This is a genomic window from Sediminitomix flava, assembly GCF_003149185.1.
Classification (GTDB): domain Bacteria; phylum Bacteroidota; class Bacteroidia; order Cytophagales; family Flammeovirgaceae; genus Sediminitomix; species Sediminitomix flava.
The window spans coordinates 237,637-254,543 of the sequence record NZ_QGDO01000008.1 but is presented as its reverse complement, the minus strand read 5'-3'; the positions used below and the strand labels follow the sequence as shown (position 1 = coordinate 254,543).

Sequence of the window (16,907 nt, the reverse complement as noted above, 5' to 3'; positions counted from 1 at the left end):
TATTTAAGAAAATTATAGAACGATTGGTTTTCTCAACCAAGGTTACCCAAAGCCAACTCAGAGTTTGGGCGACCTAAATTGAGATACCTATATATCTATAACATAGTAGCAGTAGGAAGCTGCTATCTTGATTTTTGGATTGAATCATAGAAAAAAACGATAGTTTTTTAAGAATGATTAATCAGTTCAACCATTTATTGTTTGTAGCTTTAAAAGACTCTAGAGGATAGTAGAACAAGGATATGGCTATCATGAGCAATAGTAGTACCGTGAAGTTACTAAAAAAGTAATGATAAGCATTTATTTTGGCAATCAACAGGTAGAAAATAACTTATAGAGGAACAGAATGTTTAGCCTCTTATGTTCAAACTTATAAGACCATGATAAATGATTTGATAGAGTAATCAAATTCTCTGTGGTGAGAAAAGTTATATTTCTGATGAATAAAAGCAATTATGAATTCTCAGTATTTTTTCTAATTGGAAATTAAAAACATCGACGTTAACAGAGGTCACTGGTGTTGCATGGATTTACTGGACAAAAAGATAAGCACATTTTTGAATATGTTTCATATAAAATTCCTCAGGGCTCAAATACCCTAGGTTAAAATATCCTCTTTGGTGGTTAAACCAACTCTCTATAAATTCAAATACCGCTATTCTAGGCTGCTGATGAGAATGGAATACATGATGATCAACTAATTCTAATTTTAGAGTTAAGAAAAAGCATTCTGTCATCACATTATTCCAACAGTTCCCTTTACTAATATGCTTTGGAGTATTTGATTACCTTTTATAGCTTCTCTCAACTTTTGAGAGCTATATAGCCCTCTGTTTGTAGTCGCTAAATTAAACTTTTAGAGTTTAATTTATTTTATACTCAAATCCAGCATGTATATATTGAACTTAAGCCAGAAGTGAGTCTCTATAATGTGCTTGGGATTACTGTAGAACTCTTACTTTTGTATGCAATATTTGTCTTCTATAAAGGGGGAATTGTAAGTGACCCAAAGGAGCTTCAAGCAGTTTAGAGCATATAGAACAGTATTATATTTCAAAGAAAGGAATATCTTCCCCCAATTTTTCAAGTATAGCATTCACCCAGTATATTCTTAATCTTCTGAAAAACCTTGGGGGAATATGAACGGTAGTGTAAAGAGAGGGAAGTTTTAAAAAAGCGTTGGATTAAAAACGACTCTTTATACGTAAAATCTTAAACCAAGCTTGATACTTAAGTCCTATTTTAGAATGATAGATATGCTCATGATCTTCAAGTATTCTATCATAGTAAGGGCTCGCAAGTTGGTAGTTTTGAAGTCCAACAAAAGACTTTAGTAAAAACCAATCTTTATAATCAGAATCCTGCTCTTGTTCCAACAGTTCAATAGCTTTTGCATATTCTTGTTTTAGAATGTAAGCATGAGCATTTTCCAATTGGTTCGAAATAGTTGAATTTTCGGTTTGTCTGAATGTACCAAATTCAATCTCTTCATTGATCAAGTATTGATTGTCAATGTTGTATATAAACAGCATTGAAGCAATAAAAAGCGTCACAGCAACTGAAATGTAAGAAATTAAATGACGTTGAGAGCCATTAGAACTTTTCATTTTGCTTCTAATATCTGTCACTTCTTGTTTCAGAAAATAGAGCTGTATGTCTTTTTTATAATTATCTGTTTCCATTTTTTATTCCTATTTATTTAATTAGATCCTTAAGTTGAGATTTGTCACCACCAATCAGAAAAAAATTAGAGACAATCTTTAATGTAATCGAGGAGCTTATCAGTTTCTACTTCAAAATCTTGCAAGCCTTTTCTCAAATACTTAAGGCATCTACTTTTTTTATTGCGGATCACTTGTTCGGAAGCGTATTTATTATTGGGCAAATCAAGTATTTGATCATAAGACAACTCTTTGAAGTAAAAGCACTTCAAAATATTTCTGCAATCATCACCTATTTTATCCAAGAGTTTTTTAAAGTGAAGTACCTGATCTAAATCTTGTTCTTCTTCTTCTGCAGTGGTATATATATCGGGTAAGGCATCCACAATATCTTCTTGTTTATATATAGGGTAGAGTTCGGTATTAAGAACCTCTTGCTCTCTTTTTCTTCGCTCTAAAGTTTTGAGCCACATATTTTTAGCGATAGTGTATAAATACGTAGAGATGTGAGATTTTCCTTGAAAATTACCTTGATCGATACTCCAAATGACCTTTGTGATGGCTTCCTGGAAGACATCTTCTGCCTCTAGTTCGTTACCACTCATTTTGAGCACCATAAATTTTACTTTAGGGAAGTAGTGCTGATAGAGAAATTGAATCGATTTTTCAAATGATTTATATTTCTGATTGTTTCTTTGTTTTATACTTTCAACAATCTGATCAGAGCTGATTTTTTCGGGGAAAAAATACTTCTGTATAGACATAGTTAGTAGTAGTTGAATCGGTTTTGAGATGTATACTTAATGATATTATAGTAGCCTAGTACATTTTTTTTAATTAATAGAAAGATACTAAGCTTTATAGATTTTTCTATCTAAAATTAAAAAAAGTTTCTATTTCAACTAAAGGAGAAGGAGGATAAAGGTTTATAGTACTGCCATTCATTACAAAACTACCCCAAAACATAGGATTGTGTGCTAAATCTGGATTTTTGGCTATAAAGTTTTTCTTGGCTTTTTGCAATGCAATATCTTTGCTCCAACCTTCTTTAAGGTGTTTGTAGAAGGTGGTCATAATATACATAGAACTCTGGTCATGTACTTTCCATTTTCCAGCTAAAATACTAGGTACTTGCGCATATGCAAAGCTGCGTTGTAGGCTTATAACGCCCTCTCCGTCTAGATAAATACCTTCTGCAGAAGAGCAGGTACTTAAGGTTACCAAATCGACATGTGACATGTCGAGATCAGAAATCTCATCGAGCTTCACACTATTTTTCTTTTGTGTATCTAGCGGGTAAAATATGATTTCAGATTCTCCTAATTGTGTGCCTAGTTGCGTGTGGGTTGCGAAATGTACAACATTGTGTTTTTGGATTTGTTCAAGTACTTTTTGGTAATTTGCTTCCGTATTATTTAATGTATGAGTACTAAAAGCACTTACTTCTTTGTGCGAATAAGGTAAGTCAGTATTACTAAAAGGAGATATACCTAAAATATCTAGCTGTGATTTAGTTTTTTGTATACTACAAAATTCAAGATCGTGGTGTAGAGAAAAACAGTAACTAATGGCAAAATTCTGCACCAGAAATTCATCTTTATACATAATGATTTCTAGGGGAAGAAAAGCAATATCTTTATGCATAGAAGCTACCAGTCTATTTTGTGAACTATGGTGAAGCCACTCAGGAATAAGCCAGTGGTGAAGCCGAGTAAGTTTTTGAGAAAAATAGCGGGGCAAAAAATAATTACTTTTAGGAAGGTAATCTTGGAAAAAGTCTTTGAGATTGAACCAGTCTTGCGAAAGTTTCTTTCTTTCCAAATGAAATTTGCCATTGCTATACCCAATGGTAAGCATGGCTTCAGGTAATACGAAATAGGAAATAAAAGCTTTGTTTTGATAATACTTCTGGAAGTAATTTTTTAGGGTGTAAGTATCTAATAAAGGAGATAGGTGTATTTTATTTTTATAGTTTTGAAGGTCAGTAATGGCAAGGTAGTCTTTAAGTTTAAGATGATTAAATCCTGAATTCCGTTTGTATAAAATGTTTGATTTGGAGTTCTCTACAATTTCTAGTGTATACAAAAGGTATTTCTCTTGTTGGCTTTTTAAATAGAGTTCCGAAAAGAATTGAATAAATTCGGTTTGTATAGTATTACTCTCTTGAAGCTGTAAAAGTTGGTCTTGGTCTTGGTATTGTTTACTGATAAAATCTTTGAAATAGATATAGCTTTCCCAATAATGTTTGGCCTGAGTTTCTACTGATTTGGCAAGTTTCCCTTTATAGTAACTTTGAAGCATCAGTTCATTTTTCATCACATTGTTAGTATCTGAAGAAATCTGAAGGTGATCATCAATGAGCTCTTGAGCACAAGTGAGGTAATTGTTGGAGGGAAGCTTTTGCTCAAAATGGAATTGCTCAAGTGCTCGATACACTTGGTTGGCCATCACGATATGTTCTTGTGTAGGAAACCGGAGAGCATAGCTAATTTCTGTGAGTGCTTTTTCTAGCATCTTGAATTGTGTCTTTTTTTCCCCAAGTTTTTCATAACATTTAGCCATACGCAAATAGGCTCTCGCTATATAAAATTTTCGTTCATGAATTTCGTCTATACTGAAAAAGGAATCAGCATTTTGAAAGTAATGTTCATATGTCTCTAAAAAGGACTGATAGTAGTTGATAGCTTTGTGGTACTGACATTTTTGTTGGTGGTAAAAACCAATATGAGCTAAGTGAGAACCATCGTTATCTTTATGATTTTTGTAGGCTTGGAGCTCTTGGATATATGTTTCTATTTTATGGCTCGTGGTATCATTGGTCATGATCAATAAATGAAGGTAATTGGACAAAGAAATATAGTTTTTCTCTTTTTGGAGAAAATCTCTTTCCTGTATTTCCCTGCTTAAGTGGTATTCCTTTTTATGAAAGAAAATGATGCTTAGTTGGTTTAGTATAGATGAATTTTTAAACTTTTCAGGGTACTTGAAGTAAAGTTGAACTCCTTCTCTACAATAGAATTCGGCAGAATCAAGCTTTCCTAAATGATGATAAGATTCACTCAAGTATTTATAATTAAGCATCTGGAAAGAAAATATCTCTTTTTCTTTTTGCCCGTTATTGACAAGCCCTTTTTTAAACCATTTTATTCCTTCTTTTAGGTTCAGTTTTTCTTTGGCATAAATATGTCCTAATATATGGGAAGCATTTAGTTTATTTTCCCTGTTAGAAGTAGTACATTCTATCGTTTTAAAGTGCTTGATAGATAAATCATAATCCCTATTGTAAAAGGCTTCAATAGCTTTTTCTCTGAGTATATCATCGTTTAATTTTTGATATATCTGCGGATATATCAGTAATAGTAATGGGGATAAAATAAAATATAGGAATGACATTTTTTAATATTTAGGATGACAATGAAAGCGAGTCTGATCTAAAGGATAAAGACTAAAACGTAGTCGATTCAGCTTCTTAGTTAAGTCAGATAAAAAAAGAAATTTTTTTCGGCTTTAGTGATGACAATGAAAGCGAGTCTGATCTAAAGAATAAAGGCTAAAACGTAGTCAGTTCAGCTTCTTAGTTAAATCAGATAAAAAAAGAAATTTTTTTCGGCTTTAGTAATGACAATGAAAGCGAGTCTGATCTAAAGAATAAAGACTAAAACGTAGTCGGTTCAGCTTCTTAGTTAAATCAGATAAAAAAAAGAAATTTTTTTCAGCTTTAGTGATGACAATGAAAGCGAGTCTGATCTAAAGAATAAAGACTAAAACGTAGTCGATTCAGCTTCTTAATTAAGTCAGATAAAAAAAAAGAAATTTTTTTCAGCTTTAGTGATGACAATGAAAGCGAGTCTGATCTAAAGAATAAAGACTAAAACGTAGTCGATTCAGCTTCTTAGTTAAATCAGATAAAAAAAACTTTTTTTCAGCTTTAGTGATGACAATCAAAACAATTCTGATCTAAAGAATAAAGAGCAGGAGTTCAGTATAGAAAGTCTAACAAAAGAAAATTATTTAGCATTTAGTTATTGAGTTAGTGATGATTTAGAAATTATTTTTTTGATGTAAATAAAGTTTGCCATCAAAATATAAAATTTTTTCTCGATTTCGAAATGTACTCCATAGTAATTGATACACTCACAACAGATTATAAACGATTATGAAAACGGTAAAGAAAATTAGCATTGGTCTACTTTTAGGTTTAGGTTTTTTTACAAGTTGTTATCAAGAGGGATTTGAAGAGGAGTTTGAGCAAATGGATGAAACAGCATATATGGCATCAGACTCAAGCTATATGATAAATGAGTTAGAATTGTACAATGGTAATACAACTACCAATGATGATGATACAGATCCATTAAAGGATAAGCCAAAAGGCAATTAATAAAATTTAGTGAATACAAAGTGTTTTAGTATTACGTTAGTAGGTATTTTTAAAACATATACTTCTCCTAAAAAATTTGTTTAATGACTGTTAGTATTTAACTATTTATAAACAGGCGGTATTCCGAAAAGCCTTCAATAGAGTAGGATTCATAACTATTAATTTTATTCAAATGAAAGTATTAAAAACAATCAGTGCGTTGTCAGCAGCAGTAGTAGCATTTACTATGTTCTCATTTTCAGCAAGTGCTGACTCAAGTGTAGAGTACAACATGGATGTACAAGAGTATGAGGCAGCAGCAGAATTGACAGCAAAAGCGCCAGTAATCATAGGAGACTGGGTACTAGTAAAAGGTTGTGAGTGTGATTCAAAATAATAACTATTAAATTTTATTCAGATGAAAGTATTAAAAACAATCAGTGCATTGTCAGCAGCAGTAGTAGCATTTACTATGTTCTCATTTTCAGCAAGTGCTGACTCAAGTGTAGAGTACAACATGGATGTACAAGAGTATGCAGCAGTAGCAGAATTGACAGCAAAAGCGCCAGTAATCATAGGAGACTGGGTACTAGTAAAAGGTTGTGAGTGTGATTCAAAATAATAACTATTAAATTTTATTCAGATGAAAGTATTAAAAACAATCAGTGCATTGTCAGCAGCAGTAGTAGCATTTACTATGTTCTCATTTTCAGCAAGTGCTGACTCAAGTGTAGAGTACAACATGGATGTACAAGAGTATGAGGCAGCAGCAGAGTTGACAGCAAAAGCGCCAGTAATCATAGGAGACTGGGTACTAGTAAAAGGTTGTGAGTGTGATTCAAAATAATAACTATTAAATTTTATTCAGATGAAAGTATTAAAAACAATCAGTGCATTGTCAGCAGCAGTAGTAGCATTTACTATGTTCTCATTTTCAGCAAGTGCTGACTCAAGTGTAGAGTACAACATGGATGTACAAGAGTATGCAGCAGCAGCAGAATTGACAGCAAAAGCACCAGTAATCATTGGAGATTGGGTACTTGTAAGAGGTTGTGACTGTGATAGTCCAGCTCCTCCTGCTCCAGAACAATAATAAACAGTTCTGATTTTATAGTATAGACTACCTGCGTAAGCAGGTAGTACTACTATAAGTAGTTGTTTATGTTTTGATATTGATTCCATTTAATTGATAAAGTGATGAAGAAGGGATTTTTTATGCTATTGATCTTGACCATCTATACTTTGAAAGCTTATACTCAATCTATTACAGGTATAGTGAAAGATACAGAGGGTCAGCCTATAAAAGGGGTAAATGTAATCGTAAAAGATTCTTTATTCAACAATTCGAATACCTATGCGATTACTGATACAGGAGGGGAATTTAAAATTGATAAACCTAAACAATTTCCTGTTTACCTAGAGCTGAGTCATTTATCTTATCATTCAAGATTACTTAAGCTTAGTGCAAAAAATTACAAGAGCTTGACGATTGTATTGGAAGAAAAAGCTTTTGAATTAAAAGAGGTTGTGATCCGAAATAATATAGAAGAAGATACAACCATTCTTAATATCGCAGATCTTCATTTGAATGAAAATGATAATCTAGGCGAAATACTGGATAAAATTCCCAATTTTAGTGTAGACAAAGAAGGCTCTATTATTTATAAAGGGAAAGATATCAAGAAAGTATTGATAAATGGAAAACCCTCTTTTGATAATCAGAACAAAATAGCCTTAAATTCTATCAAGAATAATATTATTGAAAATATTAGTGTAGTCAATAATTATGACGACAACTTTAGCTTAAACTTCAATGAGTCAAAAGAGACGATCTTAAACGTTGATACAAAAGAAAGTCTAAAAAATATAAAGTCTGGAGAGTTAGATGGACGAGGCGGTTTGAAAGAAAAATATGGGCTTGATCTAAATTACTTTCTATTCAGTGGCTATTCAAATGGCTTTGTATTAAGTAATACCAACAATTTAGGCCAAGCCAATATCAGTGCGAGCGGATTACAATCTAGCGTGAAAAATGCAGAAGCATTTTCAGATTATCAGAAGAAAGCATTGAGTGGTTTGTTTCAAACCAATGACAACTACCTGAAGAATTTCAACTCGGTAAGCAATGCGACCTATCGTCTGCAAAAAAGCAGGTTCAGGGTTTCAACAAGCCTGTATTTTATATTTCCAGAAAGAACCTACACAACCGCTGAAGGCTATTCAGATTTAGAGAATAATCGTATTCTATCAAAGAATAATAGGTTTGGACAGCAAGGAAAAGTAGCTGTCGGAAATACAGAACTGGCTTATAAGTTTTCGGCAAGCTCTATTCTAAAATATAAGCTATTCTATACCTTAAGCGAGCGCGAATATAAGAGCAACAATGAGCTTATTATTTTCGAAGACGAAGTAACTGCAGATACATTAAATACTCAAATTACTCAAGTCAGTAAGGTAAAGGCAATGCACAACAACTTAGAATGGGCCAAGAAGCTTTACCGACATATGATTATAAGTACAGAAGTTTCAATCAATCAGGAGGCTGATGAAATAAATGTGATCAATCAGCCCAGAGAGCAGCAAATTGAATATAGCGGAGCCTATTTTCGAACAAAAACAGCATTAAAAACCAACTTTAGTATATATGCCAAATCAGACTTGATTTTTTCTTTTATGGAAAAACAAGACAAGGTTTTTGAACCGCTATTTACGAATAAATTGGAGCGAAAGACTAATAAATATAGTTTGAATTATAGGATTTATGGCGAAAAAATAAGAGAGCATCTAAATTACTATTTCAACATAGGTTATGACCAGCTGCAAAACGACATTGCAGAGCTAACGCAGACCAAAAGGCTATATCCAATTGATCTTTCATTGAGTTATAAAACTAGATTACACAGTATTTATTTTTCAGCTAATAAAGGCTATCAACTCAACGATATCAAATATGGCGTAAGCACTTTAGACATCTACAATAACTTGATTGTGGGAGATGCATCGCTTAGCACTATGGTCAATACCAATTATAATAGCTCTCTGAGTTACAATTACAATGATCTGTTTGAAGGTATATCCTTTTATGCCAGAATCAGCCATAACAGGCAAAATGACTTTATAGTACAAGATTTTCTGGTACAAAGAGAGGGCCTCAATGAATTAGCTTATGTTTTAGCCAATTCGTATACCCAGAACAGTTTAAAACTAAGATATGCTCAGAACTTACTGACCAAAATCAATTACCCGATTAAGTTTAGTGTAAGCCCTCAAGTTTCCGAAACGAAGATCGATTTAGGTAAGGGAGAACAAATAGAAAATATCTCTCTGTCGGGGAATCTGGGATTGAAAACCATTACCAGAAACCGATTCAATTTTAAATACAATTTGGGCTATCTAAGAGAAAATTACACTACTGGAGAGCTGCAGCAGAAAATACAGAATATAAATCAAGCTTTTGAGCTAATCTATAAGCATAAAAAGATAAGCTCAAACTTAGTCCTAAAACACGATCTAAATAGCATTGATGAGCAACGCTATAAGCGTTTCAATATAGATTTAAACTTTCTATATGAAACCAAAAATTATGCGATCGGATTTCAAGGAAAAAGACTCGGCGAGCTATTCAATTTAATAGACAATCAGGCCTATAACTCGAGTCTGAACTTCCAGAATGGAATGCTCATTTCACGCATAAATACCCTTTCATTAAGCTATTTGGTTCTGAATCTGAAATTAAAATTTTAAACACTTTATACCATTTTAAAACACTTTATACCATGAACGTAAAATTATTACTGACCGCATTACTATTAAGCTTTAGCTCTCATTTATTTGCACAAAATAACACAGAGCTCATCGAAGTTAATTACTCCACTTCATGTATGTCTAGCTTTATTGTTTCTGTATTAGAGGGGCAGGTATCAAACCCAAACGAAAAAGCCGAATTATTAAGATCTATGGAGGCCTATGACTGCCAAAGTACACTTACCTTTAACCCTTCAAATGGCGACTATTCTTACGTACTAGATACGATAGCCAACCCTAACAATGTGAGTGCCGCAGGATATACCGAATACACCTTTAAAGTAGGAGAGGAAGTGATTGGAAAAGAGTATTTTATAGGGAAAGAAATCAATTATAAGAATAAAGTGAATAGCCTAAACTGGGAAATCACTTCAGAAAAAAGAATGATTGGTGGTTACGAATGTATTAAAGCCGTTACCAACAATAACATAATTGCTTGGTATACGCCAAAATTGCCCATCTCTTGTGGACCTTCTTTTTACAATGGTTTGCCAGGATTGATCATGGAAGTAGATACAGGCTTTGAAAGAATCTTTGTGACCAAAATCAAGAAAGTGTCAGAGGGGGCTACAGTTACACCGGCAGACTATATCTCGGATCAGCAGAAATATATTTCGATCAATGAGATTTTAGCGAAGAAAGATAACTTCAGAAAAGCAATCGAAAACCAATAGCCAAAGGTAATGGAGATGCCTGAAGATGGCATCTCCATTTTATCCTTCCTAAGAAATGTATTTTTCTTTTATCAATATTTCACTCAAATCTTTCCATTATGTTGAATGCTAAAAAGATTCTTCTCTTCATATTCTTTGCTCATTTTTCAATTATAAGTATTCATAATATTCACTTATTTGGTTCGTATCACAAATTTTTAGAACATGAGGAAACTGCAGCTCATATTAATCCAGTAGGAAAGTTTGTGATAGAAACAGTGAAGAATAGTGAATTTAATGAGCATTTTACAGATTTCTTGAGATTTTATACCACGCTTAATTCAACCACTAAAGGTTTTGCATTCTTTTCGCCTAATCTATATAGCTTCAGCCAAGATTTGCACTTCTATGACCAAGACGGTAATGAGTTAGCTTTTCCCTTAGATGGCTTTGAGTCTGTACCCAAAACATATACTTTTAGTGCCCATTTCGTAAAATTTATCATCAATAATAAGATGAAAGACGAGGTACTCAAATCGATTTCAAATTTCTACTTAAATAAATATACTGATGTAGAGGAAGTGAATCTGATTGTAAAATCAAGAACAAATGATCGTCTGAGAGCCGAGAATAAAGTAGAGTATGATGAGTTTTTCACCCATAAAATTGTCAAAAAATGAACCGTATAGATAAATTTTTCTTTCAAGAGAATAAGGCATTTCTACCTATTCATATTGTTAAAAACATGATTGGTGTATTGGCTTTGCTTCAGTTGATTTTGATCTCCACAGACATTGCCAAAATGATAGGACCATCAGCATTAATACGTGCAGAAGTTATTCATGAAATGACAAATTGGTATCAGTTCAGTGTATTTAATCTATATACATTTTTCTCTAAATTCGGTATCGAAGCATTTTTAATATTTAAGATGTTGTTGGCTATTTATGTGGGTGCAATTGTGCTTAGTTTGCTGAATGTAAAGCCGTTTTATAGTGCCATAATCGTGTGGGTGCTTAATTACATGCTTGTCAGTACTCTAGAGTTGTATAATTATGGGGTCGACTTCTTCATTAATTTCTTACTCTTAGTGAACATAGGTATTCATGCCATTGATTATTTTTCGTTTCATCAGCGATATTATACAGCGATGATACGTTTCTTGCAGATTCATTTATGCATTGTTTACTTTTTTGCAGGTTTGGGTAAAGCATTAGGAACCGACTGGATTGATGGAAATGCAGTTTGGAGTTCGGTAAATATAATGGGAACAGATTTTATACAATCTATCAGCAACCAGCTTTATGATTATCCAATGATATTTGCATTAATAGCCCTAAGTGTTGTATTTCTAGAATTACTGTATCCGGTGCTGATCTATTATAAGCGAATCCGAAAAATCACACTTATTTTAGTGATCTTGATGCATGTATTTATCGCTTTGGCCATGCAGCTTCACTTTTTCGGATTCACAATGATCATCTTCAATATTATTTGCTTTGGTTACATTTTAAAAGAGGATGTAAGTAAATATATATGGAAAATAAGTGCGCTTTTACAGAAGAAAAGTCTTAGCAAAAACTAAAAGATGATGTATGTATTCTATGACAATTGGTGTCCGAATTGTACTCGTTTTGCCACATGGGTAAAGAAAATTGATCGCAGAAAGGCCATTGTCTTTATTAGAATTAGAGCACCTTTACCCAATGAGTTTGCCTCAAAAATAGACCAAGGGAAAGCTTTGAAACAAATGGCTTCAGTAATAGAAGATAAAGTCTATTATGGTTTTGATTCTATATTCTTTATTTTCTTAAGAGTTCCGAGTCTATGGTTATTTGTTCCTTTCTTAGCATTTTTAAAAAGAAGTAAACTCGGAGATTATTTGTACACCGAATTGGCTCTGAAAAGAAAGATCATCCCAATGGGTTGCGATGATCAATGTATAATAACTCCGAGAAAAGTTTTCTAACCGTTCATATTAGGTATAATCTGTGTTTGATAAGTCTGCTACCGTATAGGTGGTAGACTTTTAATCTTTTATACTTTAAGTATTAAGGTTATGTTTTAAAGATTAATTTAGACTCTAAGAAATGGAGTAGTGGAGTAGCAACCTAAAAGGATACAATTTTAAGCTATCCTTCTCAAGTTCATTAAATTTGTAATGAATTTAGAATAGAAAACGAATTTACTATTCCTAATTCTAAATATTCTTTTTTGTCCAAATTGTATTAAAAATGATATTGTCAAAAATGGTTTAATTTATACCAATAAAAAGCAAAAATATAAAAGCTGCATAAGGCAATTTGTAGAGCAAAATAACCATCATGCAAGCGAAGAAGCCAAAGCAATTATCATACGCTTACTTTTAGAAAGGGTTAGTCAGCGAGGAATAGCCAGATCAACGAATGTGAGTTTGTCTTGGATAGGCTGTTTATCGATCAAGAAATGGTGAAAACACCAAAACCTTTAAATTGCAGTGGAGTAGCAACTCCAAACCTACTCAAATTTAGCAAGATCAACATTTCAGTACACTAAAAGTAGATACTCCAAATACTCTAAAAAATTCCTTTTTTGTCTAAAAACTAATAATTATAAAAATAGATAGTAGTATGTTCGCGTTTATTCAATATCACTCATCACATATCTAAAACATGAGTTTATGTTTTTTGACTATACCACTATGAGAAGTTTATTACTATCTATTTTATTGTTGTGTTGCTTGGAGGCTTCTTCACAAGAAGTCAAACTGGGTATATCAAGTGCACATACAAATAGAATTACAAAGTTGATTTTAAGTCCAAACAAACAATATTTGGCAACGGGTTCATACGATAATACCTGTAAGCTTTGGGACTGGAAAAGCGAAAAACTATTATATACCTTTTCGAGTAGCAATTGGGTTGAGGTTTTTGATTTTGATCCTTCTTCATCAACAATTGCTATTGATGAACTAACGGAAGGAATCCGATTATATGATCTCCGTACAGGTGTATTGAAACAAACGCTATCCCTCCCTTTTAATGCTGCTAATGACATCAAATTCAATGAAGATGGAAGTCAACTCCTTGTGTCTGGCACAGGTTCAATAGTGCTGATTGATCTAAAATCAGAAAAAGTAATCCGCACATTTGAGCATGGATATTTCGGTTATGACTATTTAGCATTTTCTCCTGATTTCAAGAGTATTTACGCTTACGACAAGACGAAGAAACTATCACTCAAATTTGATGTCGAGACAGGGGAATTCAAAGAAAAAGTATTATACCCCTTCTCAAAGCCAGCGGCAAAAAGCACTTCTTCTTCTATGTATCCTAGCCTTTGTACAGACAAAGAGGGCAAATATATTCTCGATCATGATGGGACTGATTTTAACAAGGTCAAAATCTATAACCTAGAAAATGGAGCATTAGCCCATGAAGTAAAACTGACAGAAAAATATGGGGAATATCAAGTAAACCCTTCTGCATCTTTGTTTTTGATTAGAAATGCTCGACACATACAAGTCCTCAATCGTACAGGAGAAGAATTATTAGAAATAACGCTAAACGATAATTTCAAAAAATATAATTTTATTTCGGATGACCTCTTTGCGCTTGTCTACGAAGAGAATAAAGTCATGAGAACTGAAATATTTCAAGTAAGCACAGGCAAAAAAGTCAAAGAATTCAGAGGGAATGTAACAGGAATTGGAAATGCTTCTGCCACAGGCAATATTTTTACCATCAATACCACCAATAACCGATTCAAATCATATCGACTTGATCAACCTTACACAGCTCTGGAAGGAAATGCACTTTCAAGTGAATCTTGGGCTTGGGATTTAGAAGAAACCATCACAACTGGTTCAACATACACAGCAATAGTAGATAATCAGCACTTCCAAATTTTAGATCAGAACCAAAAGCTGGTACTAGAAAAAAATAATGCGCACAATACTCGTATTACCAATAGTGTAATGACTAAGGATAATCTGTTTTATGCTACACACTCAAAAAACGATAAGGAAGTAAAAATTTGGAAATTACCCAATGGTGAATTAATCGATAGTTTTAAAGAAGAGATTAAAAGCTTTACGACCGACACAACAGGACAGTATATTTTCTTACTGGGAGAAAACCACAGAATTAAAGTGTGGGATACGACAAAACAAGCTATCACCCACAGCCTAAAAGGACATGACTCGGGCATAAGGTCTATGAATGCCTTCGGAGATTTGGCAATTTCAACGGCTTGGGGAGAATGCATTGTTTGGTCAATGGAAAATGGAAGCAAGCAAAAGATGCTTGATACAGGTGGGAAATATGGCTATTTCCCTTGTATTGAGTTTAGTACAGATCACCGTTATGTGTTTATCGGAACGGCTAATGGACAGATCATTAAATGGGATTTATTGGATGAAAAAACAGAAGTCAAAGCCTTTAGCTCTGGAGCCATTACACATTTGAGAATGACTAACGATGGACTTCTCATAGCAGGATGTGCAGATGGAAAGCTAAGGTTTATCAACTCCTCAGATCTGAAATTAGCACACACATTAGAGACGCATGATCAACAGGTCACACAGCTTCAGTTACTAGACAATGACTTGATTTTTTCGACCTCTATGGATGGAAGTGTGACTTTCTCCAATCTCAAAACCAAAAAAGTCCTTTTTAGACGAATAGAATTGGATGATGAAAACCATAGTTCTGTCGATATTCACCCTAGTGGTCTTTTTGATGCTGACCCTAAAATAATGGACAAGCTTTACTGGACAAAGGGAAACGAAGTCATTGCTTTTTCACAGCTAAAAGACCGATACTGGTATCCACAGCTTGCCAAAAGAGTACTGAGCGGAGAAGCCTTACCCGATGTGAGAAACCTAAATCAAGTGAAGTCTGCACCTAAAGTGATGCTTGGTAAACTAGAAAATGGTAAAGTTCCCATTACGCTCCAAAAACGAGATGGTGGCTATGGAAAAGTGTCTATTTTCATTAATGGAAAAGAAGTAGCTAATGACACAAGGGGCAGTGAAATAGATACCACACTTGCTGTTCAAGAAATCTCATATACTCTCAAAGATCATCCGTATTTGAAGAATGGCAACAATACAGTTGTTGTAAAAGCGGCTTCTGCCGATGGTTTTGTGGAGACAAAAGGTGAAGAAATCGAAATATTCCTAAACCTTGAAGAAGAAGCTAAAATACAACCGAATTTTTACGGAGTGGTTGTAGGAGTAGGAGAGTATGCCAACGAAGAGATCAATTTGAAATATACCGTCAAAGATGCAAAAGCCATAGCCAAAGCCATGGAGCTAGGGGCAGAAAACCTCTTTGGTAAAGAGCAAACACACATTTATTCACTGACCTCTGCCGATGAGGTTACACCGACCAAAAGTAATATCAAGGCAACTTTTGAAGAGATCAGTGAGAAAGCGACCAACAAAGATGTGATCGTGATTTACCTGTCGGGGCATGGTGTGACTTGGGGAGGTGTAAATGGAGATTTCTATTACTTAACTTCTGATGCGACTGCTTCTAACAAAAATGCTTACAACGATCCACAGGTGAGAAACTTGCGTACCATCAGTACTAATGAGTGGGTAGATTGGATCAATATGAGTGCTGCCCTAAAGCAAGTGATGATCATTGATGCTTGTGGTTCTGGAAAAGCAGTAGACAATCTTGTGGCTTCAAGAAGCATTGAAGCATCGCAGTTTAAGGCAATGGACAGAATGAAAGACCGAACAGGTATGTACATCATTTCGGGCTGTGCAGCTGATGCGGTTTCTTATGAAGCGAGTCTATACGGGCAAGGCTTGTTGACTTATTCAATCTTGCAAGCCATGAAAGGTGCAGCCCTTAAAGAAGATAAATACATTGACATTTTTACAGTTTTGAATCATGCAAGAGAGACTGTACCTACTTTAGCAGAAGGATTGGGCGGAATCCAGCAACCTCAACTATTGATGCCCAAAGGAGGTTCGTTTGATATCGGTATTTTGGAAGATGCAGATAAAGGAAAGATTCCTTTGGCACAACCGAAAAGGGTATTTGTCTACTCATCTGTGATCAACCTTGATGAGGGAGAAGATAATCTCGGACTATCTGATGCTATCGACAAAGAGCTAGAAGGCTTGGCTGCTCGTGGAGAGGATACTTCAATTGTTTTCTTCAATACCAAAAAATATCCAAATGCCTGTAAAGTGAGTGGGTTTTATTCAGAAAGTGAAGAGGGCATTTCTTTTTCCATGAAACTTCGTTGTGGACAAGACAAAGAAAGCTTTGAATTGAGTGCTAAAACGAAAAACGAGTTGATCAGTAAAATCAAGCAGAAGCTTACATTTAGTGAAATGTAAGTCTACTATTCTAGAATAGTAAGCTAAAAGAATGGCTCAAAATTGTATCTTTTTATCTTGCTTCTTCACTTATAAAAATGATTCTGGGGTAA

At 34.0% G+C, this 16,907-nt stretch carries 15 protein-coding genes; 11 read left to right on the top strand and 4 right to left on the bottom strand.

The window, feature by feature from the left end; genetic code table 11:
- Positions 1 to 530: 530 nt before the first annotated feature.
- The 4 genes from BC781_RS25905 to BC781_RS22620 all read right to left on the bottom strand — a co-directional run bounded on the left by BC781_RS25905 (position 531) and on the right by BC781_RS22620 (position 5,054).
- Positions 531 to 767: an IS3 family transposase gene (locus tag BC781_RS25905; protein ID WP_394342348.1), complete on the bottom strand. Its 237-nt coding sequence runs from the start codon at positions 765 to 767 to the stop codon at positions 531 to 533.
- 417 nt (positions 768 to 1,184) lie between these two features.
- Positions 1,185 to 1,682: a hypothetical protein gene (locus BC781_RS22630; RefSeq protein WP_109622271.1), complete on the bottom strand. Its 498-nt coding sequence runs from the start codon at positions 1,680 to 1,682 to the stop codon at positions 1,185 to 1,187.
- Between the two features lie 65 nt (positions 1,683 to 1,747).
- The gene (locus BC781_RS22625; protein WP_109622269.1) at positions 1,748 to 2,425 is read right to left on the bottom strand and encodes an RNA polymerase sigma factor; all 678 of its coding nucleotides are present in this window, start codon (positions 2,423 to 2,425) and stop codon (positions 1,748 to 1,750) included.
- 106 nt (positions 2,426 to 2,531) lie between these two features.
- Complete coding sequence (locus BC781_RS22620) at positions 2,532 to 5,054, bottom strand: CHAT domain-containing protein (RefSeq protein ID WP_109622266.1); 2,523 nt, start codon at positions 5,052 to 5,054, stop codon at positions 2,532 to 2,534.
- A 763-nt stretch (positions 5,055 to 5,817) separates the two neighbouring features.
- Between BC781_RS22620 and BC781_RS22615 the strand changes: the two genes are divergently transcribed.
- The 11 genes from BC781_RS22615 (at position 5,818) to BC781_RS22565 (ending at position 16,815) form a co-directional block, all read left to right on the top strand.
- Entirely contained in the window at positions 5,818 to 6,042 is a 225-nt protein-coding gene (locus BC781_RS22615; RefSeq protein ID WP_109622264.1) for a hypothetical protein, read from the top strand.
- 172 nt (positions 6,043 to 6,214) lie between these two features.
- On the top strand, positions 6,215 to 6,418 hold the full coding sequence (locus BC781_RS22610; RefSeq protein ID WP_109622261.1) for a hypothetical protein: 204 nt from the start codon (positions 6,215 to 6,217) through the stop codon (positions 6,416 to 6,418).
- Positions 6,419 to 6,439: 21 nt separating this feature from the next.
- Positions 6,440 to 6,643, top strand: a complete 204-nt coding sequence (locus BC781_RS22605; RefSeq protein ID WP_109622262.1) for a hypothetical protein — start codon at positions 6,440 to 6,442, stop codon at positions 6,641 to 6,643.
- Positions 6,644 to 6,664: 21 nt separating this feature from the next.
- Complete coding sequence (locus tag BC781_RS22600; protein WP_109622261.1) at positions 6,665 to 6,868, top strand: hypothetical protein; 204 nt, start codon at positions 6,665 to 6,667, stop codon at positions 6,866 to 6,868.
- A gap of 21 nt (positions 6,869 to 6,889) precedes the next feature.
- Positions 6,890 to 7,114 (top strand): hypothetical protein, encoded by a 225-nt coding sequence (locus BC781_RS22595; RefSeq protein WP_109622259.1) that lies wholly within the window; start codon positions 6,890 to 6,892, stop codon positions 7,112 to 7,114.
- Between the two features lie 104 nt (positions 7,115 to 7,218).
- Positions 7,219 to 9,765 (top strand): carboxypeptidase-like regulatory domain-containing protein, encoded by a 2,547-nt coding sequence (locus BC781_RS22590; protein WP_109622257.1) that lies wholly within the window; start codon positions 7,219 to 7,221, stop codon positions 9,763 to 9,765.
- Positions 9,766 to 9,797: 32 nt separating this feature from the next.
- A complete protein-coding gene (locus tag BC781_RS22585) occupies positions 9,798 to 10,499 on the top strand; it encodes a GLPGLI family protein (protein WP_109622255.1) in 702 nt (233 codons plus the stop codon).
- Positions 10,500 to 10,597: 98 nt separating this feature from the next.
- Positions 10,598 to 11,158, top strand: a complete 561-nt coding sequence (locus BC781_RS22580; protein ID WP_109622253.1) for a hypothetical protein — start codon at positions 10,598 to 10,600, stop codon at positions 11,156 to 11,158.
- Entirely contained in the window at positions 11,155 to 12,063 is a 909-nt protein-coding gene (locus tag BC781_RS22575; protein ID WP_109622251.1) for an HTTM domain-containing protein, read from the top strand. Before BC781_RS22580 ends, BC781_RS22575 begins: the two co-directional genes overlap by 4 nt.
- 3 nt (positions 12,064 to 12,066) lie before the next feature.
- A complete protein-coding gene (locus BC781_RS22570) occupies positions 12,067 to 12,447 on the top strand; it encodes a thiol-disulfide oxidoreductase DCC family protein (RefSeq protein WP_109622249.1) in 381 nt (126 codons plus the stop codon).
- A 711-nt stretch (positions 12,448 to 13,158) separates the two neighbouring features.
- A complete protein-coding gene (locus BC781_RS22565) occupies positions 13,159 to 16,815 on the top strand; it encodes a caspase family protein (protein ID WP_158281561.1) in 3,657 nt (1,218 codons plus the stop codon).
- Positions 16,816 to 16,907: the final 92 nt, after the last annotated feature.